The 23,110-nt window shown below is 66.2% G+C and carries 22 protein-coding genes; all 22 read right to left on the reverse strand.

Features of this window, described 5'->3' with window-relative positions; translation table 11 throughout:
* Positions 1-62: 62 nt before the first annotated feature.
* The gene (coaBC, locus tag ABIB49_RS02770; protein WP_283479594.1) at positions 63-1,334 is read right to left on the reverse strand and encodes a bifunctional phosphopantothenoylcysteine decarboxylase/phosphopantothenate--cysteine ligase CoaBC; all 1,272 of its coding nucleotides are present in this window, start codon (positions 1,332-1,334) and stop codon (positions 63-65) included.
* A gap of 19 nt (positions 1,335-1,353) precedes the next feature.
* Positions 1,354-1,614, reverse strand: a complete 261-nt coding sequence (gene rpoZ / locus ABIB49_RS02775) for a DNA-directed RNA polymerase subunit omega (RefSeq protein ID WP_011692102.1) — start codon at positions 1,612-1,614, stop codon at positions 1,354-1,356.
* Positions 1,615-1,653: 39 nt separating this feature from the next.
* Positions 1,654-2,226, reverse strand: coding sequence for a guanylate kinase (gene gmk, locus ABIB49_RS02780; protein ID WP_283479589.1), 573 nt, complete (start codon positions 2,224-2,226; stop codon positions 1,654-1,656).
* Positions 2,227-2,250: 24 nt separating this feature from the next.
* The gene (mihF, locus tag ABIB49_RS02785; RefSeq protein WP_283479588.1) at positions 2,251-2,586 is read right to left on the reverse strand and encodes an integration host factor, actinobacterial type; all 336 of its coding nucleotides are present in this window, start codon (positions 2,584-2,586) and stop codon (positions 2,251-2,253) included.
* A 248-nt stretch (positions 2,587-2,834) separates the two neighbouring features.
* On the reverse strand, positions 2,835-3,701 hold the full coding sequence (gene pyrF / locus ABIB49_RS02790; RefSeq protein ID WP_283479586.1) for an orotidine-5'-phosphate decarboxylase: 867 nt from the start codon (positions 3,699-3,701) through the stop codon (positions 2,835-2,837).
* Positions 3,694-7,020, reverse strand: a complete 3,327-nt coding sequence (gene carB / locus ABIB49_RS02795; protein WP_283479585.1) for a carbamoyl-phosphate synthase large subunit — start codon at positions 7,018-7,020, stop codon at positions 3,694-3,696. Before carB ends, pyrF begins: the two co-directional genes overlap by 8 nt.
* Entirely contained in the window at positions 7,020-8,285 is a 1,266-nt protein-coding gene (gene carA, locus ABIB49_RS02800; protein ID WP_354156657.1) for a glutamine-hydrolyzing carbamoyl-phosphate synthase small subunit, read from the reverse strand. Before carA ends, carB begins: the two co-directional genes overlap by 1 nt.
* Positions 8,266-8,784 carry a PH-like domain-containing protein gene (locus ABIB49_RS02805; RefSeq protein WP_283479735.1) on the reverse strand — a complete coding sequence of 173 codons (519 nt, stop codon included), beginning with the start codon at positions 8,782-8,784 and terminating at the stop codon, positions 8,266-8,268. The genes carA and ABIB49_RS02805 overlap by 20 nt, the downstream gene beginning before the upstream one ends.
* On the reverse strand, positions 8,784-10,151 hold the full coding sequence (locus ABIB49_RS02810; protein ID WP_226775137.1) for a dihydroorotase: 1,368 nt from the start codon (positions 10,149-10,151) through the stop codon (positions 8,784-8,786). Before ABIB49_RS02810 ends, ABIB49_RS02805 begins: the two co-directional genes overlap by 1 nt.
* Positions 10,151-11,188, reverse strand: coding sequence for an aspartate carbamoyltransferase catalytic subunit (locus ABIB49_RS02815; protein WP_226775136.1), 1,038 nt, complete (start codon positions 11,186-11,188; stop codon positions 10,151-10,153). The genes ABIB49_RS02810 and ABIB49_RS02815 overlap by 1 nt, the downstream gene beginning before the upstream one ends.
* The gene (gene pyrR, locus ABIB49_RS02820; RefSeq protein ID WP_226775135.1) at positions 11,185-11,784 is read right to left on the reverse strand and encodes a bifunctional pyr operon transcriptional regulator/uracil phosphoribosyltransferase PyrR; all 600 of its coding nucleotides are present in this window, start codon (positions 11,782-11,784) and stop codon (positions 11,185-11,187) included. Before pyrR ends, ABIB49_RS02815 begins: the two co-directional genes overlap by 4 nt.
* A gap of 429 nt (positions 11,785-12,213) precedes the next feature.
* Positions 12,214-12,624 carry a transcription antitermination factor NusB gene (nusB, locus tag ABIB49_RS02825; RefSeq protein ID WP_024368581.1) on the reverse strand — a complete coding sequence of 137 codons (411 nt, stop codon included), beginning with the start codon at positions 12,622-12,624 and terminating at the stop codon, positions 12,214-12,216.
* Positions 12,624-13,187, reverse strand: a complete 564-nt coding sequence (gene efp, locus ABIB49_RS02830; protein ID WP_226775134.1) for an elongation factor P — start codon at positions 13,185-13,187, stop codon at positions 12,624-12,626. The genes nusB and efp overlap by 1 nt, the downstream gene beginning before the upstream one ends.
* Positions 13,188-13,367: 180 nt before the next feature.
* Positions 13,368-13,886: a tetratricopeptide repeat protein gene (locus ABIB49_RS02835; RefSeq protein WP_226775133.1), complete on the reverse strand. Its 519-nt coding sequence runs from the start codon at positions 13,884-13,886 to the stop codon at positions 13,368-13,370.
* Positions 13,886-14,977 carry a 3-dehydroquinate synthase gene (gene aroB, locus ABIB49_RS02840; protein ID WP_226775132.1) on the reverse strand — a complete coding sequence of 364 codons (1,092 nt, stop codon included), beginning with the start codon at positions 14,975-14,977 and terminating at the stop codon, positions 13,886-13,888. The genes ABIB49_RS02835 and aroB overlap by 1 nt, the downstream gene beginning before the upstream one ends.
* Positions 14,974-15,567, reverse strand: a complete 594-nt coding sequence (locus ABIB49_RS02845; protein ID WP_226775131.1) for a shikimate kinase — start codon at positions 15,565-15,567, stop codon at positions 14,974-14,976. Before ABIB49_RS02845 ends, aroB begins: the two co-directional genes overlap by 4 nt.
* Before the next feature lie 11 nt (positions 15,568-15,578).
* Positions 15,579-16,778 (reverse strand): chorismate synthase, encoded by a 1,200-nt coding sequence (gene aroC, locus ABIB49_RS02850; RefSeq protein ID WP_226775130.1) that lies wholly within the window; start codon positions 16,776-16,778, stop codon positions 15,579-15,581.
* 26 nt (positions 16,779-16,804) lie between these two features.
* The gene (locus ABIB49_RS02855) at positions 16,805-17,719 is read right to left on the reverse strand and encodes a shikimate dehydrogenase family protein (RefSeq protein ID WP_283479579.1); all 915 of its coding nucleotides are present in this window, start codon (positions 17,717-17,719) and stop codon (positions 16,805-16,807) included.
* On the reverse strand, positions 17,716-19,407 hold the full coding sequence (gene mltG, locus ABIB49_RS02860) for an endolytic transglycosylase MltG (RefSeq protein ID WP_354156658.1): 1,692 nt from the start codon (positions 19,405-19,407) through the stop codon (positions 17,716-17,718). Before mltG ends, ABIB49_RS02855 begins: the two co-directional genes overlap by 4 nt.
* Positions 19,388-20,002: a Holliday junction resolvase RuvX gene (ruvX, locus tag ABIB49_RS02865; protein ID WP_282360607.1), complete on the reverse strand. Its 615-nt coding sequence runs from the start codon at positions 20,000-20,002 to the stop codon at positions 19,388-19,390. The genes mltG and ruvX overlap by 20 nt, the downstream gene beginning before the upstream one ends.
* 10 nt (positions 20,003-20,012) lie before the next feature.
* Entirely contained in the window at positions 20,013-22,691 is a 2,679-nt protein-coding gene (alaS, locus tag ABIB49_RS02870) for an alanine--tRNA ligase (RefSeq protein WP_226775126.1), read from the reverse strand.
* Positions 22,692-22,841: 150 nt separating this feature from the next.
* On the reverse strand, positions 22,842-23,108 hold the full coding sequence (locus ABIB49_RS02875; RefSeq protein WP_226775125.1) for a DUF6167 family protein: 267 nt from the start codon (positions 23,106-23,108) through the stop codon (positions 22,842-22,844).
* Positions 23,109-23,110: the final 2 nt, after the last annotated feature.

Here is a 23,110-nt window from a genome sequence, read left to right on the forward strand (position 1 = left end):
TTGGAAAACGGACGTCCGGCGGCGTGTGTCCCCGTACGACGGAGACGCAGCTGACACCGGGTTCAAGCGGGCGGAACAACCCGGCTGAGCTCGGCGCTGATGCGCTCTATTACGGCAGCCGCGACGTCGGACTTCGAACCCGACGCCTCTTGGTGTTCGGAGCCGGAGCGGGAAAGGATGACTACGGAGTTAGTGTCTTCGCCGAAGACTTTGTCCTGGCCCACCTGATTAACGACGAGCAGGTCGCATGCCTTGCGGCGCAGCTTGGCCGCTGCGTATTCCAGCACGTCACCGTCAGCATCACCGGTCTCCGCCGCGAAGCCTACGATCAGTTGGTGGCGCAAGGCCGCGTCCCGGACCTCGACGAGTTCGCGCAGGATGTCCGGGTTGCGGACCAGCGAAATGACCGGATCGGCGACGTCGTCGCGCTTTTTGATTTTGGTGTTGGACACATCCGCCGGGCGGAAGTCCGCCACGGCGGCCGCCATGATGATGACGTCGGAGTCAGCGGCCGCGTGCAGAGCCGCCTTGCGGAGCTCCAAGGCAGTCCCGACCCTGATCACGTCTACTCCGGCCGGTGCGGGGACGTCCATGTGCGCGGCCAGCAGCCGGACCTTGGCCCCGGCTTCACGGGCGGCGACGGCCAGTGCTGCACCTTGTTTGCCGGAGGACCGATTGCCGAGGAACCGGACGGGGTCCAGCGGTTCCCGTGTGCCGCCGGCGCTGACAGTAACAGTGAGTCCGGCCAGTGGCCGCAGCGGCGAAGGATCGGCGTCCTCCGCCACTGGAGCCGCTGCTGGAGCTGGCGCCCCTGCGAGGGCGAGTGCCGCCTCGAAAATAGCTTCGGGCTCAGGCAGCCTGCCGGGCCCGGAGTCCGATCCGGTGAGCCTTCCGGAGGCAGGCTCCAGCACGGTGATGCCCCGGCTGCGGAGTGTCTCGACATTCGCCTGGGTCGCCGGGTGCTGCCACATCTCGGTGTGCATGGCGGGCGCCATCAGCACCGGAGACCCGCCGGCCATCAGAAGCGTGTTGCTCAGCAGGTCGTTGGCCTGTCCGGCCGCGGCACGGGCCAGCAGGTCGGCGGTGGCGGGGGCCACTACGATCAGTTCGGCCTCGTGTCCGAGCCGGACATGGTTGACGGTGTGAACCTCGTCGAAGACGCTGTTGCTGACCGGATTTCCGGACAGCGCTTCCCACGTGGCGACACCAACAAAGCGGATCGCGGCTTCCGTGGGGACGACTGTAACGTTATGGCCGGCTTCAGTAAAAAGCCGAAGGAGGGACGCCACCTTGTAGGCGGCTATCCCTCCCCCGACTCCGAGGACTATGCGCACGTGTGCTCCGCCTGCGTAATTACTCTGCAGGTTCGATCGGAGTGGAGACGAGCTTGCCTTCATTGATCTCGCGCAGCGCGATGGAAAGCGACTTCTCGTTCAGCTTGGTGTCGACCAGCGGGCCGACGTACTCGAACAGGCCCTCGTGCAGCTGCGCGTAGTACGCGTTGATCTGGCGTGCGCGCTTGGCGCCGAAAATTACCAGTCCATACTTCGAGTCGGCGGCCTTCAGCAGCTCGTCGATCGGCGGGTTGATGATGCCTTCAAGGTTCGTGGACACGAATTCTCCAAATTCTAACGGGCCGATACGTCCCGGCGCCTAGCGTGGGTTCGGGGTCAGCCCCATGAGTGAAACAAGCTCGTCCGCTGCCCGTCGAACGTCATCATTGATGACGGTGTGGTGAAACTCCGGTTCAGCGGCAAGTTCTAGTTTAGCGGTTTCAAGCCGTCGCTGCTGTTCCTCCGCCGTTTCCGTGCCGCGGCCGACCAGGCGGCGGACCATTTCATCCCAGCTAGGCGGGGCCAGGAAGACAAACTGGGCATCCGGCACGGCCTGTTTGACCTGGCGCGCACCCTGCAGGTCGATCTCCAGGAGCACCGAACGGCCATCGGCGATGGCGGCGTCTACCGTGCTGCGCAGGGTGCCGTAGCGGTTCCGCCCATGGACCACCGCCCACTCGAGGAGGTCCCCGTTCTCGACCAGGACGTCAAATTCCTCGGCCGATTTGAAGAAGTAGTGGACGCCGTCGACTTCGCCGGGCCGCGCCTGACGTGTGGTCGCCGAAACGGAAAGCCAGACGCCGGGATAGTTGTCCCGGATATAGGTGGACACGGTGCCTTTGCCAACAGCCGTCGGGCCAGCGAGGACTGTCAGTCCCGGTTTCTTGCTCACATATTCCTTTGATCCGGTTGGGAGTCAGCCCGGCGGTCCGGGCTGCTTGTTGTCTATAAAATCTACCAGCGCCCGGCGCTGGTGATTTCCCAAACCGCGGACCCGGCGGGATGCCGCGATGCCCAGTTGCGCCATAATCGCCGCGGCACGCACCGGTCCGATGCCGGGGAGGGCTTCAAGCAGCTCGACGATCCGCATCCTGGCGATCGCGTCATTGCTCTCGCCTTCGCCCAGCAATTGCGCGATTGTCAGCTGTCCCGATTTCAGCCGGTCCTTGGCCGCGGCCCGGGTTGTCCTGGCCGCGGCGGCCTTCCCGAGGGCGTCGGCACGCTCCTGCGCAGTGAGAGGTCGCAAACCCAATGAATGCCTCCCTGCCTTGTCGGACGGACCGCTTCGACTGCCCGCCCGGACGGACCGCACGCACCACCGTGCGGTGCCGCGAACTTCCCCTGAACCTACCGTCTTGGCGAGGCAGAAATCAATGGACAACTTTCGCAGCACTGCCCGGTGTCGCTGCCCGCAGCGGACCGCGGCCGGCATGTGCCGCAGACGGCCCGCAGAGCGGTCCACCCAGCGGCCGGTTCCGTCCGCTGGGCACGCGGTCGCGCTCAGGCTGCGCGCAGCTCCTCGAGGGTGCGACGGACCGCTGCCTGGAGGTCTTTGATCCGCGGGCCGGCGGAGAGAATATCCCGGCTGGACGTAGCCAGGACCTGGCCGTAGGCGCCTCCGAAGGTCCGGCGCAAATCCGCCGCCGTCGCGCCTTGTGCCCCCAATCCCGGGGCCAGGATCGGACCACGGACGAGGGCGAGATCCAGGTCCAGGTCCAGCAGCGCGGAGCCGACGGTCGCGCCCACAACGAGGCCTACCGAACCCAACTCCCCCGGATACCGACGGTTCTCCGCGGCAGCCGCCCGCACGATCCGGCGGGCAACGGAGTCGGCGCCCCCCACGTGCTGGACCGAGGCACCCTCCGGATTGGACGTCAGTGCCAGGACGAACACACCGCGCCCGGTGTGTGCCGCAAGCTCCAGGGCCGGACGGAGCGACTCGAAGCCCAGGTACGGGCTCAGCGTGACCGAATCGGCGGCCAGGGCGGAACCGTCCCGCAGCCAGGCGTCCGCGTACGCGGCCATGGTGGAGCCGATGTCGCCGCGTTTCGCGTCGGCAATTGTCAGCACCCCGGCCTGCGCCGCAGCGGAGAGAGTGCGTTCGAGCACGGCCATGCCGGCCGAGCCGTGCCGCTCGTACAGCGCCACTTGCGGTTTAACCGCGGCAGCGAGGGCAGACACGGCCTCCAGGACGGTGAGCGAGAAGCTTTCGAGCCCGGCGGCGTCGTCGTTCAGTCCCCACTGCTGCAGCAGCGCCGGGTGCGGATCGATCCCAACGCACAATGGTCCGCGCTCCGCCATGGCCCGGCCCAACCGGGAACCGAAGGACTCCCGGGCCGCCGGGTCAGCAGCGGTGGCCTCAGGCATGCGAGTTCGCCTCCCGGGACATCCGCTCCTGTGAGAGCGCCAGTGCCGCGGCGTGCTCCTGCAGGCTCGTAACGGACCATTCGTAGGTACGAAGCGCCTCGATGGCCTGGACGGCGGCGTTGAACTCCGCCACCGTCGTGATGCACGGGATGCCGATCGACGTCGCGGCGGCGCGCAGTTCGTAGCCGTCGCTGCGGGCTTCGCCGCCGGAGGGGGTGTTGAAGACCATGTCGATCTCACCGGCGATGATGAGGTCCGCGATGGTGCCTTCGCCGTCGGCACTGGAGCCCTCGGCGACCTTCCGGACCGGGGTGGCCTGGATACCGTTGCGGCGCAGCACATCAGCGGTACCGCCGGTGGAGACGATCTCGAAGCCAAGGTCGGAAAGCCGCTTGACGCCCATGATGACGGAGCGCTTGTCCCGGTTCGCGACCGAGACGAAGATCTTGCCCCCGGTGGGCAGCGCGTTGTTGGCGGCTGCCTGGCTCTTGGCGAAGGCGGTGTCAAAGTGCTTGTCGATCCCCATCACCTCACCGGTTGAGCGCATTTCCGGCCCGAGCAGGGAGTCCACTACCTTCCCCTCCGGGGTGCGGAACCGGCTGAACGGCAGCACGGCTTCCTTGACCGACACCGGCGCGTCCAGCGGCAGCGTGGAGCCGTCCCCGGTTTCCGGCAGCATTTTGTAAGCGGTGCGGAGCTGGTTGATGGTGACGCCGGTGCCGATCAGGGCAGCCGCCTTCGCCATCTGCACACCGGTGGCCTTGGAGACGAACGGGACGGTGCGGGAAGCCCGAGGGTTGGCTTCCAGGACGTAGAGCACGTCGGAGGCAAGGGCGAACTGGATGTTGATGAGGCCGCGGACACCTACACCTTCGGCGATCGCCAGGGTGGCGGTACGGACGCGTTCGAGCACGTTGTTGCCTAAGGTGATCGGCGGCAGCACGCAGGCGGAGTCGCCGGAGTGGATGCCGGCTTCCTCAATGTGCTCCATGATGCCGCCGAGGTACATCTCGGTGCCGTCATAGAGGGCGTCGACGTCAATTTCGACGGCGTCCTCGAGGAACCTGTCGATCAGCACCGGGTGGTCCGGGGTGATCTCAGTGGCGTTGGCGATGTAGCGGGAGAGATTGGGCTCGTCGTAGACGATCTCCATGCCGCGTCCACCGAGTACGTAGGACGGTCGGACCAGGACCGGGTAGCCGATCTCGTCAGCGATCTTTTTGGCGTCGTCGAAAGACACCGCGGTGCCGTTCTTGGGCGAGATGAGTCCGGCCTTGTCCAGCACGCGGGAGAAGGCGCCGCGGTGCTCGGCGAGGTCGATCGCTTCCGGGGAGGTCCCCAGGATCGGCACGCCGGCATCGGCGAGCTGCTGGGCGAGCTTGAGCGGGGTCTGTCCGCCGAGCTGGACGAACACGCCCAGCACGCCGCCGGTGCGTTCCTCGGCCGCGATGACTTCCAGGACGTCCTCAAGCGTCAGCGGCTCGAAGTACAGCCGGGTGGAGACGTCGTAGTCGGTGGAGACGGTCTCGGGGTTGCAGTTGACCATCACTGTTTCGTAGCCGGCCTTGCGGAGCGCCATGGAGGCATGGACGCAGGAATAGTCAAACTCAATTCCCTGCCCGATCCGGTTCGGCCCGGAGCCGAGGATGATGATGGACGGCTTGGCGTGCAGCGCGATCTCGTCCTCCTCGTCGTAGGAGGAGTAATGGTAGGGGGTGTACGCGGCAAACTCGGCGGCGCAGGTGTCCACGGTCTTGTAGACGGGGCGGATGCCGAGGGCCTGGCGGACGCCGCGGACGACGTCCTCGGAGTTGTGCGTCAGGGCACCAATCTGTTCGTCGGAGAAGCCGTGGCGCTTGGCCCGGGTCAGCATCTCCGGGGTCAGTGCGGCGGCCCTGCGGATTTCAACCGAGATCTCATTCAGCAGCTGGAGCTGGTCCAGGTACCAGGGGTCGATCTTCGTCGCTTCGAAAAGCTGCTCCACGGTGGCCCCGCCGAGCATGGCACGCTGGACCTGGTGCAGGCGCTCGGTGGTGGGACGCTTGGATTTTTCGATCAGTTCCGGGACTTCCCATTCCGGAACGTGGCTGAAGTCCAGCTGCGAGCCCTTCTGCTCGAGGGAACGCAACGCCTTCTGCAGGGCCTCGGTGAAGTTGCGGCCCATCGCCATGGCCTCGCCCACCGATTTCATGGTGGTGGTCAGCGTGGGGTCAGCGGCCGGGAACTTCTCAAAAGCAAAGCGCGGGACCTTCACGACGACGTAGTCCAGCGTCGGTTCGAAGGACGCCGGGGTCTTCTGTGTGATGTCGTTCGGGATCTCGTCCAGGGTGTAACCGAGCGAGAGCTTGGTGGCGATCTTGGCGATCGCGAAGCCGGTGGCCTTCGAGGCCAGGGCGGAGGACCGGGAGACCCGCGGGTTCATTTCAATCACGACGACGCGGCCGGTGTCCGGCTCGACGGCGAACTGGATGTTGCAGCCGCCGGTGTCGACGCCGACTTCGCGGATGACGGCGATGGAAATGTCGCGCAGCCGCTGGTATTCGCGGTCCGTCAGCGTCAGCGCGGGGGCGACGGTGATCGAGTCCCCGGTGTGTACCCCGACAGGGTCGAAGTTCTCGATCGAGCAGACGACCACAACGTTGTCGTTCTTGTCGCGCATCATCTCAAGCTCGTACTCCTTCCAGCCGAGGATGCTCTCTTCGAGCAGCACCTCACTGGTGGGGCTGTACTGCAGTCCCTGGCCAACGATCCGGCGGAGGTCCTTCTCGTCGTAGGCCAGGCCGGAGCCGAGGCCGCCCATGGTGAAGGAGGGCCGAACCACCATCGGGTAGCCGAGGTCCTCGGCGGCGGTCAGTGCCTCATCAAGGGAGTGGATGATGTGGCTGCGGGCCGATTCGGCGCCGCAGCGTTCCACCACACCCTTGAACTTTTCGCGGTCCTCGCCGAGCTCGATCGCGGCGATGTTGGCGCCGATCAGCTCGACGTTGTATTTCTCCAGGACGCCGTTTTTGTCCAGCGCGATGGCGGTGTTCAGTGCGGTCTGGCCGCCCAGGGTGGGCAGGATCGCGTCAGGGCGTTCCTTGGCGATGATCTTCTCGACCACTTCGGGCGTGATCGGCTCGATGTACGTGGCGTCGGCAAACTCGGGGTCGGTCATGATGGTGGCCGGGTTGGAGTTGACGAGGATGACGCGCAGGCCCTCCTCCTTGAGGACGCGCAGGGCCTGGGTGCCGGAGTAGTCGAATTCGGCGGCCTGGCCGATCACGATCGGGCCGGAGCCGATGACCAGGACGCTCTTGAGGTCAGTTCTCTTAGGCATTACTTCGTGTCCTCAGTCTTAAAGTCGGTGGCAGTCTTTGTAGCGGAAGCAGTGTCCGCCATCAGCTCGATGAAGCGGTCAAAGAGGTAGGCGGCGTCGTGCGGTCCGGCGGCTGCCTCGGGGTGGTACTGGACCGAGAAGGCCGGGATGTCGAGGCAGGACAGCCCCTCTACAACCTCATCATTCAAGCTGATGTGGCTGACTTCGACCCGGCCAAAGCGCTCCTCCGGGGCCTGCGTGGCCCCGTCGAGCGGGGCGTCGACGGCGAAGCCGTGGTTCTGCGAGGTGATTTCCACCTTGCCGGTGCGGCGGTCCAGGACCGGCTGGTTGATGCCGCGGTGGCCGTAGCGCAGCTTGTAGGTGCCGAATCCCAGGGCGCGGCCCAGGATCTGGTTGCCAAAGCAGATGCCGAAGTACGGGATCTTCTCGTCCAGGACGGAGCGGAGCAGCTTGACCTGGTTGTCGGCGGTAGCGGGATCGCCCGGTCCGTTGGACATAAAGAAGCCGTCGGGGTTGACCGCCTGGACATCGGCCAGGGTGGCGGTGGCCGGCAGCACATGCACCCGGACGCCGCGTTCGGCGAAGCGGACGGGAGTCATCCTTTTGATGCCGAGGTCGATCGCGGCGATGCTGAAGACGGGTTCGCCGTCCCAGCCCCAGTCCTTGGGTTCCACGGTGTAGGCCTTATCAACGCTGACTTCCTCGGCCAGGCGTGAGCCCTCCATCGGGGCACTGGCCAGGACCGCCTCGACCAGCTCCCGGTCCGCCGCGCGGGCGGCGTCGCCGGAAAAGATTCCGGCCCGCATGGTCTTGTGTTCGCGGAGGTGGCGGGTGATGGCGCGGGTGTCCACGCCCTGGATGCCGACGATTCCCTGTTCGGCCAATTCAGCATCGAGGCTGCGTTCGGAGCGCCAGTTGGAGGGCCGCCGGGCGGCGTCGCGGACGATGTAGCCGGCCACCCAGATGCGCCATGACTCTGCGTCTTCCTTGTTCACCCCGGTGTTGCCGATGTGCGGGGCGGTCTGGACCACCAGCTGGCGGGCGTAGGAGGGGTCCGTGATGGTCTCCTGGTAGCCGGTCATACCGGTCGCGAAGACGGCTTCGCCGAGTGCGGTTCCGGTGGCGCCGTAGCTGGTACCGCGGAATATCCGGCCGTCCTCCAGGACGAACACGGCGGGGGCGGGTGCAGTTGTTGTCGCTGCAGTTGTTGTCACGTCTGAAACTTCGTTGGATTCCGTCACGTCGTTACTTTCCACTATCGGCATTGGCCTGGGGGGCCGCGGGGATCAAATCATGCAGTGCTTTGAGGAGGATGTTTTTGTCGTCGGCGCGCCGGGTGCGGAACCCGGAATCGAGTTCGCGGCTGCCGAGCATCCAGCTGATTATCAGCAGCCCGTCCTTTTCGACGAATTTTCCGGCCATCCCGCTTTCCTGCCGCACGCCGGTGAGGCTGCCCGCGGGGATAAAGACCGGGCCGGCGCCGGCGCGGTCGAACAGCACCCCTTCGGGGTGGACGCTGAGTTCGGCGTTCGTCCGGATCCCCAGCTGATGCACGGCGATCCGGTCCAGCCAGTCGCCGGCGGTGGTGGTGGTCACGTACTGGCCGGCGGCGGCGGCCAGCGATGCGCCGAGACCGGCGGGGACCGGCGGGAGGGGGTCGACGTCGGCCTGGCGGCGCAGCCGGTTCCGCCAGCCGAACCACATCAGCACCAGCACCGCTGCCGCAAGGGCGAGCATCAAAAGTCCGGGGAGCAACCTGTCCATCAGGGACGGCCCGCCGATGCGGTACCAGCGGGCTCTGCCGGCCACCGGTAGGGGGTATTGAGCTGGCCGTCCAGGACTGTGGGGTGGCCCTTGAAGAACGTCGCCACCACTTTGCCGGGAAGCTCCCGGCCGGCAAACGGTGAGTTACGGCCCATGGTGGCCATCTTAGAAGGGTCCACGGTCCAGCGCGCAGCCGGGTCCACGAGTGTGACGTTGGCGGGTTCGCCGGCCTCCAGCGGACGGCCCTGGTCGCCAAGGCGTCCAATTGCCGCCGGGGCGCTGGAGGTGACGCGCGCGAAGTCGGCCCAGCCCATCAGCCCGGTTTCGATCATGGTGTGCTGGACAACGGACAGCGCGGTTTCCAGCCCGGTCATGCCCATGGCCGCCTGTGCCCATTCACACTCCTTGTGCTCGCTGGGGTGCGGGGCGTGGTCGGTGCCAACAACGTCGATCGTGCCGTCGGCGAGAGCGGCGCGCAGGGCCTGGACATCGGCGCCGGTGCGCAGCGGCGGGTTGACCTTGTAGACCGGGTCGTAGCTGCGCGCTAGCTCATCGGTGAGCCAGAGGTGGTGCGGGGTGACTTCGGCCGTGACGTTCACGCCGCGGGATTTGGCCCAGCGGATGATCTCTACGGAACCTGCAGTGGAGACGTGGCAGACGTGCAGCCTGGAGCCGACGTGCTGGGCCAGGAGCACGTCGCGGGCAATGATGCTTTCCTCGGCGACGGCGGGCCAGCCGGTGAGGCCGAGGACGGCGGAGACCTCCCCTTCGTTCATCTGGGCCCCGGCGGTGAGACGGGGTTCCTGTGCGTGCTGGGCCACGACGCCGTCGAACGCTTTGACGTATTCCAGCGCACGGCGCATCAGGACGGGGTCGTGGACACACACGCCGTCATCGGAGAAGACCCGGACGCGGGCCCGGGAGTCCGCCATCGCACCGAGCTCGGCCAGCTGCTCCCCCGCCAGGCCCACGGTGACGGCGCCCACCGGGCGGACGTCCACCCAGCCGGCGGTGCGGCCGAGGGTGAGGACCTGTTCGACGACGCCGGCAGTATCGGCCACCGGGGTGCTGTTGGCCATCGCGTGCACCGCCGTGTAGCCGCCCAAGGCAGCGGCGCGGGTGCCGGTTTCGACCGTTTCGGCGTCTTCGCGGCCGGGTTCACGCAAGTGCGTGTGGATATCCACCATGCCGGGCAGGGCCACCAGGCCGGCCGCGTTGATGACGGTCGCCCCGTCCGCTGGGAGGTTGTGCCCGCGGGCGGCAATGATTCCGTCCCGGATCAGCAGGTCTTCGGGGGCTCCGCCGAGGATGGCGGCGCCGCGGATCAGGTAGGCGCCCGCTCCGGGGTCCTGGGGTTGTGCTGCCATTAGTGGCTCTCCTTGGGGGCGGGGGTGGAGGTGTTCTCTGCGGGGCGGATGGTGCTGGTGTGGCCTGCCGGTTCGCGGTTGTCACCTGAGAGCAGCAGATAGAGGGCTGCCATGCGGATGGACACACCGTTGCGGACCTGAGCCAGCACCGTGGAGCGGGGCGAGTCGGCCGCGGCGGAAGAGATTTCCAGCCCGCGGTTCATCGGCCCGGGGTGCATGATGATGGTGTCTTTCAGGCCCAGATGGTCGAGGGCCTGGAGGCGGTTGTCATCAAAGCCCCAGCGCCGCGAATATTCGCGGGTGCTCGGGAAGAACGACGCGTTCATCCGCTCGCCCTGGACCCGCAGCATCATCACGGCGTCAACGCCGCCGGCAAGCGTCTCGTCAAGGTCGTAGCTGACGCTGCAGGGCCATTTTTCGACGCCGATCGGCAGCAGCGTCGGCGGGGCAACCAGGGTGACCTCGGCGCCGAGGGTGCGCAGCAACCAGACGTTGGAACGCGCCACCCGGGAGTGCAGCACGTCGCCGGCAATCGCTACCCGCATGCCGGCGAGGTCCGCACCCGCGGACGGGGTTCCGGCCAGCCGTGACCAGTGCCGGCGCATGGTGAAGGCGTCCAGCAGCGCCTGGGTGGGGTGTTCGTGGGTGCCGTCGCCGGCGTTGATTACGGCGGCGTCGATCCAGTCGGTGGCGGCGAGGCGGTGCGGGGCACCGGAGGCCCAGTGCCGGATAACGACGGCGTCGGCGCCCATCGCAGCGAGTGTCTGGGCGGTGTCCTTGAGGGATTCGCCTTTGGAGACGGAGGAACCCTTCGCAGCGAAGTTGATGACGTCGGCGGAGAGCCGTTTGGCGGCGGCCTCGAAGGAGATCCGGGTGCGCGTTGAGTCCTCGAAGAACAGGTTCACGACGGTCCGGCCGCGCAGGGTGGGAAGCTTTTTCACCTCACGCTCCCCCACCGCGGCCATTTCCTCGGCGGTGTCGAGGATCCGGACCGCGTTGGACAGGCTCAGGTCCTCGGTGGAGAGCAGGTGCTTCATGCGGCGGCCTCGATAACCACTTCGTTGACCGGTACGCCGTCGACCGAGTCGGTCTCCGCCAGCCGGACCCGGACCTTTTCGGAAGAGGACGTGGGGAGGTTTTTGCCCACATGGTCCGCGCGGATGGGCAACTCCCGGTGGCCGCGGTCAATCAGCACTGCAAGGCGCACGATCCGCGGCCGGCCCAGGTCGATGATCGCGTCGAGGGCCGCCCGGATGGTCCGGCCGGAGTACAGGACGTCGTCGATCAGGACAACTACCTTGTTGTCGATGCCGGTGCGGGGAAGCTGGGTGGGGTACGGCGGCCGCAGTCCCTGGTGGGAGAGATCGTCGCGGAACATTGTCACATCCAGCTGGCCGACAATCGCCGCGGGGTCCACGGTCGGATCTGCTGCGGCAATCTTGGCTGCGAGCCGGACGGCGAGCGGGTAGCCCCGGCGCGGGATGCCCAGCAGGACCAGATCCTGGGAGCCTTTGTTGGACTCGAGAATTTCATGGGCGATACGAGTGAGTGCACGGTCAATATCCGCCTGGCTAAGCACTACGCGGGCGAGTGCAGCCTTGGCCGGAACCGGTGCTTCTGGAACAGAAGTCAACGCTCGTCTCCCCTTTCCCCGCCTCACGGGACGGAATTAAAAAAGGATGGTTTGCGCTCCTAAATTACCACAGCACTCCGACGGCGCCGACGCCGGGGGCCTGCGATTCAGCTCACACGCACATGGGCTCGAGTCCATAACAACAAACGATCCACCGCCGGAGCACCACCGCTCCGGCGGACTCCCGGGCGGTCCGCGGCCGCGGCCCCGGCAGGCCAATCCGACGTGGCTCGGACATGTCCGGCCGGAGTATTACCGGCCGGCCCCGGCAGCGGATCCTCAGGGGCTGCGATGCGCCCGTACACCACCTCGACGGGCACCATCAACCCGCCGAGACTGCCCCCTCCCGGACGCCGTCGCCGGCTGCCTGGAGAACACCAAAGAACCCCGCCCGGGATGATCCGGACGGGGTTATTGTGAGCTTCGGGGTCAGGCGAGCAGCGAAGGCTTCAGCTGCTGCAGCCGGCCCAGCAGGCCGTTGATAAACGACGGCGACTCGTCGGTGGAGAGGGTCTTGGCCAGGGCCACGGCCTCGCTGACGGCAACGCCGTCGGGCACGTCGTCGTTGTACAGCAGCTCCCAGGTGCCGATCCGCAGGATGATGCGGTCCACGGACGGCATACGTTCCAGCGTCCACCCCTGCGAATAGGTTTCCAGGAATTCGTCGATCGCAGCCTGGTGGGAGACCACACCCTCGACGATTTCGAGGGTGTACGGGTTAACGATCTGGTCCGTCTGCTCCCGCCGGGACTTCAGCACATCGAACGCTGACACGGAACGTTGTTCCGCCTCAAAGAGCACATCCAGGGCCCGGTTGCGGGCCTTACCGCGGGCACTCACTAGTCGTTAACCCGCCCGAGGTAGTTTCCGTCACGGGTATCAACTTTGACCTTGGTGTTGTTCTCGACGAACAACGGCACCTGGATCTCGTAGCCGGTCTCAAGGGTGGCGGGCTTGGTGCCGGCCGAGGAGCGGTCGCCCTGAAGGCCCGGTTCCGTGTAGGTGATTTCCAGTACCACGCTGGGCGGCAGCTCGATGTACAGCGGGTTGCCCTCATGGATGGCAATGCTGACCTTCTGGTTCTCGAGCATAAAGTTGGTGGCGTCCCCGACGGTTGCCCCCGAAACGGTGAGCTGGTCGAAATCGGCCGTGTCCATAAACACGAAGTCCGCGCCGTCCTGGTACAGGTACTGGTAGTCACGGCGGTCTACCGTTGCGGTCTCGATCTTCAGTCCGGCGTTGAAGGTCTTGTCCACGACCTTGCCGGACATCACGTTGCGCATCTTTGTGCGGACGAACGCGCCACCCTTACCGGGTTTGACGTGTTGGAACTCGATGATGTTCCAGAGCTGGCCCTCAAGTTTGAGGACGGTTCCGTTCTTGATGTCGTTAGTGGTTGCCACTGTATCCTCTGGTTTCTCTTCTGACGGCTTCTAGCTGCCAGCCGGTTATGCCAGGCAAGCATGCCAAATGGCCCGCCAGCGCGTATTTATCAAAAATCCAAAAACCATTCTACCGGTTTTGTCTGCCCGCTGCCGGACGGGTGCGGCCGGAAGCTGCACGCAGGCCCGCGCGGACCCGCGTCAAGAGTCGAGATCCAGCACGTACCGGGCGCGTTGCAGAGCCACCGTGGAGGCGTAGATCAGTGCCGCGTCGGCAGACCCGGCCACACGCAGGTCCAGCGCTTTGGCGAAGCTTTCGACGGCGGCGCCGACGTTGCCGCTGGCAAAGTGGGACCGTCCGAGGTGCTGGCGGATGACCGCCTCGTCCGGTGTGCCGCGGGTCTCCGCCAGCAGCTGATCAAACAGCTCAACGGCCCGGTCAAGCCGGTTGGAAACCCGCAGTACGTCGGCTTCGAAGATGCGCAGGCGCAACGAGCCAGGGTCACTGTAGCGGGCTTCGGCGAGCAACTCTGCAGCCTCGGCCGGGTGCCCTTCGACCAGACGCACAAAGATCAGGTCCCCCGGGTCCGTCGATGCTGCAAGCGCTTCGGCGACGGCATCCTCATTGACGATTTGCGGGACCAGGCTGTCCGGGTTGATCTTGATCCCGGGGAACCCTGCAGCGGGCCAGTCGCTGGTACCGCCTGGGAGGAATGCCATCAGGAGGCAATCTCCTGGTACGCGGCGAACAGCAGCGAGGTGTCCGGGACGTCGAGGATACCGGGGCGTGCTACGCCGTCGAGCACCACAAAGCGCAGCAGGTCACCGCGGGACTTTTTGTCCCGCCGCATTCCGTCGAGCAGCGCCTGCCAGCGGTCGCGCCGGTAGGTCACGGGCAGACCGAGGCTTTCCAGGATGCTGCGGTGCCGGTCGGCGCTGGCGTCGCTGAGGCGCCCCACGCTGCGGGCCAGTTCCGCAGCGAACATCATCCCGACCGAGACGGCGGCGCCGTGGCGCCAGGAGTAGCGTTCGGCGAGCTCGATCGCGTGGCCCAGGGTGTGGCCGTAGTTGAGGATTTCGCGCTGGCCGGTTTCTTTGAGGTCCGCGGAGACGACCGTGGCCTTCACCGTGACGGCGCGTTCAATCAGTTCCCGCAACGCGTCACCGCGGGGCTCGGTGACTGCCGCGGGGTCTTTCTCGATCAGTTCGAGGATGGCCGGGTCCGCGATGAAGCCGCATTTGATGACCTCGGCCAGGCCGGAAATAATCTCGTTTTTCGGCAGTGTGTCCAGGGTATCGAGATCCGCGAGAACAGCGGCCGGCGGGTGGAAGGCACCAACGAGGTTCTTGCCTTCGGCGGTGTTGATGCCGGTTTTGCCGCCGACGGCCGCGTCGACCATACCGAGCAGGCTCGTGGGCATGTGGATGACTTTGACACCGCGAAGCCAGGTCGCGGCGACAAAGCCGGCAAGGTCGGTCACGGCCCCGCCGCCAACAGCAACGACGGCATCCGATCGGGTGAAGTCGTTCTGGCCCAGCACCTGCCAGCAGAAAGAGGCCACCTCGATGTGTTTGCCTTCTTCAGCATCGGGAATTTCGGCGGTGAGTGCCGTGAAGCCCGCCGACGAGAGCTCTTCCCTGACGGTGTCACCGGTGAGGCGCAGGGCGCGCGGGTGGATAACAAGGACCCGTTTGACCCGTTCCCCCAGCAGTCCGGGCAGGCTGGCCAGCAGGCCGCGGCCCACCACGACGTCGTAGTTCTCACCGGGCGTCTGCCCGGTGACCTTGATGACGGTTGATTCGGTGTTCACTTTTCAACTTCCTTTGTCGCCGCTGGTGCGGGTACACCAGCGGTTCCCGCCGCGCCATACGCGCGCAGCGCATCTTCAAGCCGGTGTGCGATGTCCGCAACGGTTCCGTTGCGCACATCGAAGACCAGGTCAGCCAGCCGTTCGTAGACCGGCCGGCGGGTGGCGAACAATGCCTTCCAGCGTTCCATGGCATCTCCGGCCAGTAAGGGCCGGCCGGAATTCCTGGCGATCCGGTCAACCACTGTGCCGGCGTCACACTCGAGGTAGACCACTGTGCAGTGCCCCAGCAGTTGCTGGGTACCGGAGTCCAGGACTGCCCCGCCGCCAAGCGAGACTACCGTATTCCTGCCTTGCGCGTCTTCCAGGGCCCGGGCGACGGCCCTGGCTTCCAGTTCGCGGAACACATGCTCGCCGCGGCTGGCGAAGATCTCTGCGATGGAGCCGTGGTTGGCAACGATTGTGACGTCAGTGTCCACAAACGTGGCCCCCAACTGCTGGGCGAGCTGGTATCCGATGGCTGATTTGCCGACTGCCATCGGCCCGATCAAGACGATGGGCCGGGCAGCATTCCTGGCCGGCCCTGCCGGCATTTCGGCCGGCACTATCGGCCGATCGAGTCCAGGGACGCCGGAATGTTGTCCAGGTAACCCTTGATGTTTCGGGCGGTTTCCTGCACGGAGTCGCCGCCGAACTTTTCCACAACCGCCTCGGCCAGGACAAGCGCGACCATGGCTTCGGCGACGACGCCCGCTGCGGGAACCGCACAGACGTCGGAGCGCTGGTGATGGGCCCTGGCGGCCTCGCCAGTACTCACATCGACGGTCCTGAGGGCTCGGGGCACCGTGGCGATGGGCTTCATCGCGGCGCGCACCCGCAGCACGTCGCCGATGCTCATTCCGCCTTCAATGCCGCCGGCGCGGTTTGAGGTGCGCACGATCCTGCCGTCGGCGTCCTTAACAATCTCGTCGTGGGCAGCCGAGCCGCGGCGTGACGCGGTGAGGAAGCCGTCACCGACTTCAACGCCCTTGATGGCCTGGATGCCCATCAGGGCTGCCGCCAGCCGTGAATCGAGGCGGCGGTCCCAATGGACGTAGCTGCCAAGTCCCGGCGGAAGCCCGTAAGCGAGGACCTCGACGATACCGCCGAGCGTTTCGCCTTCCTTGTGCGCGATGTCGACCTCGGCGACCATGGCGTCGGAGGTTTCGCGGTCGAAGCAGCGCAGCGGATCGGCGTCGAGTGCCAGCACGTTCTCCGGGACCGGGAGCGGCCGCCCTTCCGGCACGGCCGTCGTGGCGATCGACACGGTGTGGGAGACAAGTTCGATGCCGAGCTGCTTGAGGAATCCGGAGGCGACGGCGCCCAGGGCGACGCGCGTAGCCGTTTCGCGGGCACTGGCGCGCTCCAGCACGGGCCGCGCCTCGTCAAAGCCGTACTTCTGCATACCGGTGAAGTCCGCGTGCCCGGGCCGCGGACGGGTCAGCGGCGCATTGCGGGCCTGGTCGGCCAGGATTTCCGGGTCCACGGGGTCAGCAGACATGATCTGCTCCCATTTGGGCCACTCGGTGTTGCCGATCTGGATGGCGACGGGACCACCTTGGGTGATGCCATGGCGGACGCCGCCGAGGATTGTCACAACGTCCTGCTCGAACTTCATCCGTGCGCCACGGCCGTAGCCCAGCCGGCGCCGGGCCAGCGAATCAGCGATCCGTTCGCTGGTGAGCTCCACACCGGCGGGTACGCCTTCAATAATTCCGACCAGGGCCGGCCCATGGGATTCTCCGGCAGTCAACCAACGCAACATAAAATCCATCCTGCCATGTAAGGCGGTTAGAACACCCGTCGGGGTGCCCCGACTGCGTCACACATCACATCTATGACTTCCGCCGGGACTGCCTCGTGCAGGCCGGTGAAATGCCGGACCTGTTCCACGGCCTGGTAGATCAGCATTTCCAGGCCGGGAACCACCACACCGCCGGCCTTCAGCCAGGCGGCAGCGATCCGGCTGGGCCAGGGTTCATATGCGACGTCCAGCAACACACCCGGGCGGACCTCTCCGGCCGGCCCTCCGGCCCCTTGCGCGAACAACCGTGCCAACTCCTCGGCCAGCGGATCGGCGGCCCGCGGGGGCAGCGTGGAAATCACGACGTCGGCCCGGGCCAGGGCGGCAGACGCGCCCTCCAGGGGCCGGACCCGCACGGGCAGGCCAAGTGCCGCAGCTGCCGCGCGTGCCTCCCGCGCGCGGGTGATGTCGCGGACGAAAATGTCGGCTGCTGGCGCGTCCAGCTCCTTCAGCGCTGCGATGGCAGCGGCTGCGGTTCCACCGCCGCCCAGGACGGCGGCAGCGGGCGCCGAGGCGGCACCTGCATGGCGGAGTGCGTTTACGATTCCGGCGACGTCGGTGTTGTAGCCGACCAAACGGACGGGAGCGGCGCCCGTTCCCGCGGCCGGCCGTTCGAACGCGACCGTGTTCACCACCCCGAGCTCGCGGGCCACGCCTCGAACCTCATCCACTTCGCCGACCATGGCTGACTTCAGCGGCATGGTGACGGACAGCCCGTGCCAGCTCGGCCCCAGCTGCACGTCCTTCCTGACCCGGGCCATAAAGGCCGGCAGCCCGGCTTCGGTCACATCGATCGCCGAATAGTCCAGCTCCACACCCAGGCGGGCGTAGGCGGCCCGGTGCAGGGCCGGAGACTTCGAATGGCTGATCGGGTGCCCAAGCACGGCAGCCCTGCCGGTCATACGCAGCGTCCGGCGTTTGCCTCACACCAAGCGTTGTATTTGGCCACGTAGGTGTTGTGCTCCGCGAGCGTCTTGGAGAAGCGTGTCTCCTTGGTGTCCAGGTTGATGGTCACCCAGTAGAGGTAATCGTTGGTCTTGGGCTTTGCCGCAGCGTCAATCGCCGTTCGGCCCGGCGATCCGATGGGTCCGACCGGCAGGCCCTGGTTGGCGTAGGTGTTATACGGGTTGGACTTGTCCGCCTTCTGGTCCTCGTCGATGTGGAAACTTTTGATGCCGAGGCCGTAGGTTACGGTGGCGTCCGACTGGATCAGCCCGTTAGTCTCCGTGTTATTTGGCTTGAGGCGGTTATAGATCGCGCCTGCCACATCGCCGTATTCGGCCTGGCCGCCCTCGGCCTGGACAATGCTGGCGACCGTCACAACGTCGTACTGCTTGGCCGGATCGGTGACGCCTTGGGACGTGAGCTCATCCAGGGTGGTGGTCACGAGCTTTTGCACCACATCCTTGGCCGGGGTGCCGATCGGGAACCGGTATTCGCCCGGGGCGAGGAAACCTTCAAGGGTCTTAGCCCTGGCCGGCACCCCGAACTGGGCTGGCGATGCGTTGAGTGCCTTGAGCTCGGATACCGGCACTCCGGTACCTTCGGAGATGGCTTGGAGGGAGTCACCGATGCGGAGCCCGGCGCTGAGCGCAAAGTACATCACCTTGCTTTGGTCCTTGTTCAGCAGGACAGCGACGGCGTCCGAGTTCTTCATTTCGTTGCGCATGCTGAAGTCGCCCGGGGCCAGCGCACCGCCGGAGGCCACAAAGTCGCGCAGGAAACTGTCGGCGTTCGCCACGACCTTCTTGTCCTGCAGCTCGGTCGCTACGGACTTGGGTCCGGCGCCCGGCGGCACGGTAATCATGACCTCACCGGTTCCGGGCCCCGGGTAATCAGCCACGGTGTCCGCGCCCAGAAGCGGCTTCAGGAACTGCGCGCCCACAGCAATCGCCACCACAAAAACAGCCAGGGTCAGCAGCAAGGCAAGGAAGCGGCGCCGGCGGCGGACCTTCTTGGACGGACCCTTGGACGTGCGGATGGCGGCTCCTCCGGCCAACACAATGTGGCCGTCTTCCTCGTGGTGATGGTCCTCGTGGTGATGGTCCTCGTGGTGATGGTCGTCGTTGTACGTGTACGCGTCGGGGTGGCCGTCCTGGGTCACCCCGTCCGGGTGCGGTTCGTCGCCGGGATGAAGGTCGGAATCATGGAAGACGGTGTCCGCATCTGCCACAGTCCCGGCGTACTCGTGTACTGGAACCTCCGGATCCACGGGATGGACATGCTCCACGGGAACCTCTGGAACCTCTGGATCCACGGGATGGACATGGTCCACGGGAACCTCTGGAACCTCCGGATCCACGGGCAGTTCGTGGACGGTCGGGGCTGCGGCCGGCGGCTCCGGCGCCTCGTCCGCCTGGCTCGGCCCGCGATTACCTGCCGCGTCGTCGCCGGTTTCGGGGACGGATCGGTTGTCGGCGCCGGGTGCTGCCGCAGGGGCTTCCTCGCCGGTTTCGAACGCCTGCGGCGGGACGACGTTGTGCCCCTCGGGCGCCTGGACCTTCTCCTGGGCCCTCAGCTCCCTGCGTGTCAGCGGTCGGCCGGTGCCGAAGGCAGCACCGGAGGAGTCGTCACTGTTGACCGGGCTCACTGTAGCCTTCCATTTTGGGCAGAATGCGTAGTGCAGAATGCTCGTCTTGTGCCGGACTGGCCTGTGGACCATCCCCGGTCGGCCCCGGCGCGGACTCCGCGTATACGCGGCTTCCGACCTCCGTCCCCCTGGCCTTTTGCATATCGATCGCGTGTTGCAGGATACCTGCGGCCGCAACCTGATCAACTACCTTACGGTGATCCCGGCTGCTCATGCCAGCTTCGTGCAGGTGCCGGTGCGCAGATACTGTGCTCAGCCGCTCGTCCACCAGCCGAACCGGCACCCCGGAACCTGACTCCCCCAGTTTACCCGCCAGTAGCTTTGCATAGTCAGTCGCCATCCGGGCGGAGGCGTGCTCCTCACCCTTCATGGTCCTCGGCAGGCCGACGAAGATCTCCACAACGGCGAGTTCCAGGGCCAGTTCCGCCAGGATCCGCACGTCCGTATTCTTCTTCGCGTTCCGTTCCAGGGTGCGCAACGGCGTGGCCAGGATGCCGTCACGGTCACAGACAGCCACACCAACCCGGACGGTCCCGACGTCTACCCCGAGCTTTACGCCGATTGGGTAGCCGCCGGGCACAGCAGTTTCGTTCACGGCTTTTCCACTATCGTCCGGTGATGGCGTCCACGACGGCGGCGAGGGCCGCGCCGACCTTGCCGGCGTCCGTGCCGCCGCCCTGGGCGACGTCGTCCTTGCCGCCGCCGCCGCCGCCGAGGATTCCCGCGGCGAGCCGCACCAGGACCCCAGCCTTGACCCCTGCCGCCCGGGCGGCATCGTTGGTCGCGATCAGGATCACCGGACGGTCATTACTGACACCGGCAACCGCGACGGCGGCCGGATCGGAACCGAGCCGGGTCCGCAAATCCAGGGCCAGGCCGCGGAGGTCGTCCGCACCGCTGACCTGGCCGGCGTCGTGCGCGATGACCTTGATGCCGGCGGCATCCCTGGCGGTACCCACCAGCTGGCCGGCGGCAGCTGTGAGCTGCTCCTTGCGCAACCGCTCGAGTTCCTTTTCGGCGGTCTTGAGTTTGGCCAGGGTGGCGGCGATCCGGTCCGCGAGCAGTCCCGACGGCACCTTAAGCATGTCGGTGAGTTCGGTGACCAGCGCGCGTTCGGCAGCGAGGTGCCGGAAGGCGTCCATTCCGACGAAGGCCTCGACGCGGCGGTTTCCCGAGCCGACAGACTGTTCCCCGAGCAGTGACAGGCTGCCGATCAGCGAGGTGTTCGCAACATGGGTGCCGCCACAGAGTTCACGGGACCAGGCACCGTCGATCTCCACAACACGGACCTCGTTGCCGTAATTTTCGCCGAAGAGTGCCATGGCACCGAGGGCCTTGGCCTCGGCCAGTCCCATCACTTTGGTGTCCACCCGGTAGTTGTTGCGGATGGCGATGTTGGAAACTTCTTCAATTTCGGAGCGCGTGGCGGGGCTGAGGCCTTCGCCCCAGGCGAAGTCGAAGCGCAGGTAGCCTGCCTTGTTGAAGGAGCCGCGCTGGAGTGCTTCCGGGCCGAGGATCTGATGGAGGGCGGCGTGCACGATGTGGGTCCCGGTGTGGGCCTGCTCGGCGGCATGCCGGCGTTCCCGGTCCACGGCCGCCTGGACGAGGGAGTCCGCTCCGATTTCGCCCTCGCGGACAATTGCCTTGTGCACACTCAGCCCCTTGATCGGGCGCTGGACGTCCAGGACCTCGACGACAAAACCGTCCCCGGTGATCAGTCCGGTGTCTGCGGCCTGGCCGCCGGCTTCGGCGTAGAAGGGGGTCTCGGCGAGCACCAGCTCGATTTCCTCCCCGGTGGAGGCCTGGGAGACCTTGCGGCCGCCGGCAAGGATGCCGCGTACCTTCGATTCCCCCGCGAGTTCGGTGTAGCCGGTGAAAACAGTCTCTCCGGCGGACAGCAGCTCCTGGAAGGCGCTGAGGTCGGCGTGGGAACCCTTTTTGCCCTTCGCGTCGGCCTGCGCGCGCTGGCGCTGTTCGAGCATCAGCTTTCGGAACTCCGGCTCGTCGACCTTAAGCCCGGCCTCTTCGGCCATCTCAAGGGTCAGGTCGATCGGGAAACCGTAAGTATCATGCAGGGCGAAGGCGTCGGGGCCGGACAGCGGACGCCCGGCGGCCTGTGACTCCTTGACGGCGTCCTCCAGCCGGGCCGTGCCGGAGGCGATGGTGCGCAGGAACGCCTTCTCTTCCGCGTAGGCGATCCGGCTGATCCGGTCGAAGTCCGTCTCGACGATGGGGTAGACGCCCTTCATGGCATCCCGGGAAGCGGGCAGCAGCTCCGGCAGGCACGCTTTTTCGACGCCGAGCAGGCGCATCGAGCGCACGGCCCGCCGGATCAGGCGGCGCAGCACGTAGCCGCGGCCCTCGTTGGAGGGGGTCACGCCGTCGGCGATCAACATCAGGGAGGATCGGATGTGGTCGGCGACGACACGCATCCGGACGTCGTCGGTGTGATGCGGGTCGGCCGCGGACTCGGCGGAGGTGTATTCCCGGCCGGAGAGGGCCGCGGCCCTGTCGATCACCGGGCGGACCTGGTCCGTCTCGTACATGTTTTCGACGTCCTGCAGGATCATCGCCAGCCGCTCCATGCCCAGGCCGGTGTCGATGTTCTTTTTCGGGAGTTCGCCGGTGATGTCGAAGTCAACCTTGGAGCGGACGTTGTCGATCTGGTACTGCATAAACACCAGGTTCCAGATTTCCACGTAGCGGTTCTCGTCCGCGATCGGGCCGCCCTCGACGCCGTAGGAGGGGCCACGGTCATAGTAGATCTCGGAGCAGGGGCCGGCGGGACCGGGCTGGCCGGTGGACCAGTAGTTGTCCGCCTTGCCCATCCGCTGGATCCGCGCGGCAGGCATGCCCGTGTTCCGGAGCCAGAGCTGCTCGGCCTCATCGTCCTCTTCGTAGACAGTGACCCACAGCCGCTCGGGTGGGAGCCCGTACCCGCCGTCGTCAACGCTCGAGGTGAGCAGTTCCCAGGCGAACTTGATGGCGTCTTCCTTGAAGTAGTCGCCGAAGGAGAAGTTCCCGCACATCTGGAAGAACGTTCCGTGGCGGGCGGTCTTGCCGACTTCCTCGATGTCGCCGGTCCGGATGCACTTTTGCACGCTCGTGGCACGCTCGTACGGCGCTTCCTCCCGGGCCGTCAGGTACGGGATAAACGGGACCATGCCGGCGACGGTGAACAGCAGGGAAGGGTCGCTGGAGACCAGGGAAGCGGAGGGCACCGCGGTGTGGCCCTTTTTGACAAAAAAGTCGATCCAGCGCTTAGTGATCTCCTGCGACTTCATGAGCTGATTACGTACCCTTCACTGTTCACTGCGTTTGTGGTCACTGCGTTTGGCGTTCACGCGTATGGTCCGCGGAACGGTCTGGTCCCGGCCATAGGCCGTGCCGGCGGCCCGTTTTCCGGACGCCGCTGTTCTGATATTCTCTCCCGGCTAGCGCCGGACTGCATCCCGGCCGGCTGCGCCGTGGGCTATGGTCTGGTCCAGGCCCGCGTCAATGCCGAGCGCTCGGCGCAGTTCGGTCTCACGCTCATTCATGCCCTCGCGGACGGCATCGGCGAAGTCGTACAGACCGTCTGCGACGCGCCCCACGGCCCGGTTGAGCCCTTCGGGGCCCAGGTTCGATTGCGCTTCGGTGATCTTGCGGAAGGCGATGACGCCGATGGCGACGCCGATTCCCATCCAGATGATTCTGTTCATGT

Origin of the sequence: Arthrobacter sp. UYCu512 (assembly GCF_040547075.1) — a bacterium.
Lineage (GTDB): Bacteria > Actinomycetota > Actinomycetes > Actinomycetales > Micrococcaceae > Arthrobacter.

What these genes read in the sequence shown, in the direction of transcription:
- pyrF (WP_283479586.1), bottom strand. Translation starts at nt 3,701, where the DNA reads ATGCCTGAGGCCACCGCTGCTGACCCGGCGGCCCGGGAGTCCTTCGGT.
- ABIB49_RS02875 (WP_226775125.1), bottom strand. Translation starts at nt 23,108, where the DNA reads ATGAACAGAATCATCTGGATGGGAATCGGCGTCGCCATCGGCGTCATC.
- ABIB49_RS02815 (WP_226775136.1), bottom strand. Translation starts at nt 11,188, where the DNA reads ATGAAGCACCTGCTCTCCACCGAGGACCTGAGCCTGTCCAACGCGGTC.
- ABIB49_RS02855 (WP_283479579.1), bottom strand. Translation starts at nt 17,719, where the DNA reads ATGACCGGCAGGGCTGCCGTGCTTGGGCACCCGATCAGCCATTCGAAG.
- alaS (WP_226775126.1), bottom strand. Translation starts at nt 22,691, where the DNA reads ATGAAGTCGCAGGAGATCACTAAGCGCTGGATCGACTTTTTTGTCAAA.
- ABIB49_RS02845 (WP_226775131.1), bottom strand. Translation starts at nt 15,567, where the DNA reads ATGCCGGCAGGGCCGGCCAGGAATGCTGCCCGGCCCATCGTCTTGATC.
- ABIB49_RS02810 (WP_226775137.1), bottom strand. Translation starts at nt 10,151, where the DNA reads ATGGCAGCACAACCCCAGGACCCCGGAGCGGGCGCCTACCTGATCCGC.
- carA (WP_354156657.1), bottom strand. Translation starts at nt 8,285, where the DNA reads ATGCCGATAGTGGAAAGTAACGACGTGACGGAATCCAACGAAGTTTCA.
- carB (WP_283479585.1), bottom strand. Translation starts at nt 7,020, where the DNA reads ATGCCTAAGAGAACTGACCTCAAGAGCGTCCTGGTCATCGGCTCCGGC.
- ABIB49_RS02805 (WP_283479735.1), bottom strand. Translation starts at nt 8,784, where the DNA reads ATGGACAGGTTGCTCCCCGGACTTTTGATGCTCGCCCTTGCGGCAGCG.
- aroC (WP_226775130.1), bottom strand. Translation starts at nt 16,778, where the DNA reads ATGTTGCGTTGGTTGACTGCCGGAGAATCCCATGGGCCGGCCCTGGTC.
- ABIB49_RS02835 (WP_226775133.1), bottom strand. Translation starts at nt 13,886, where the DNA reads ATGGCATTCCTCCCAGGCGGTACCAGCGACTGGCCCGCTGCAGGGTTC.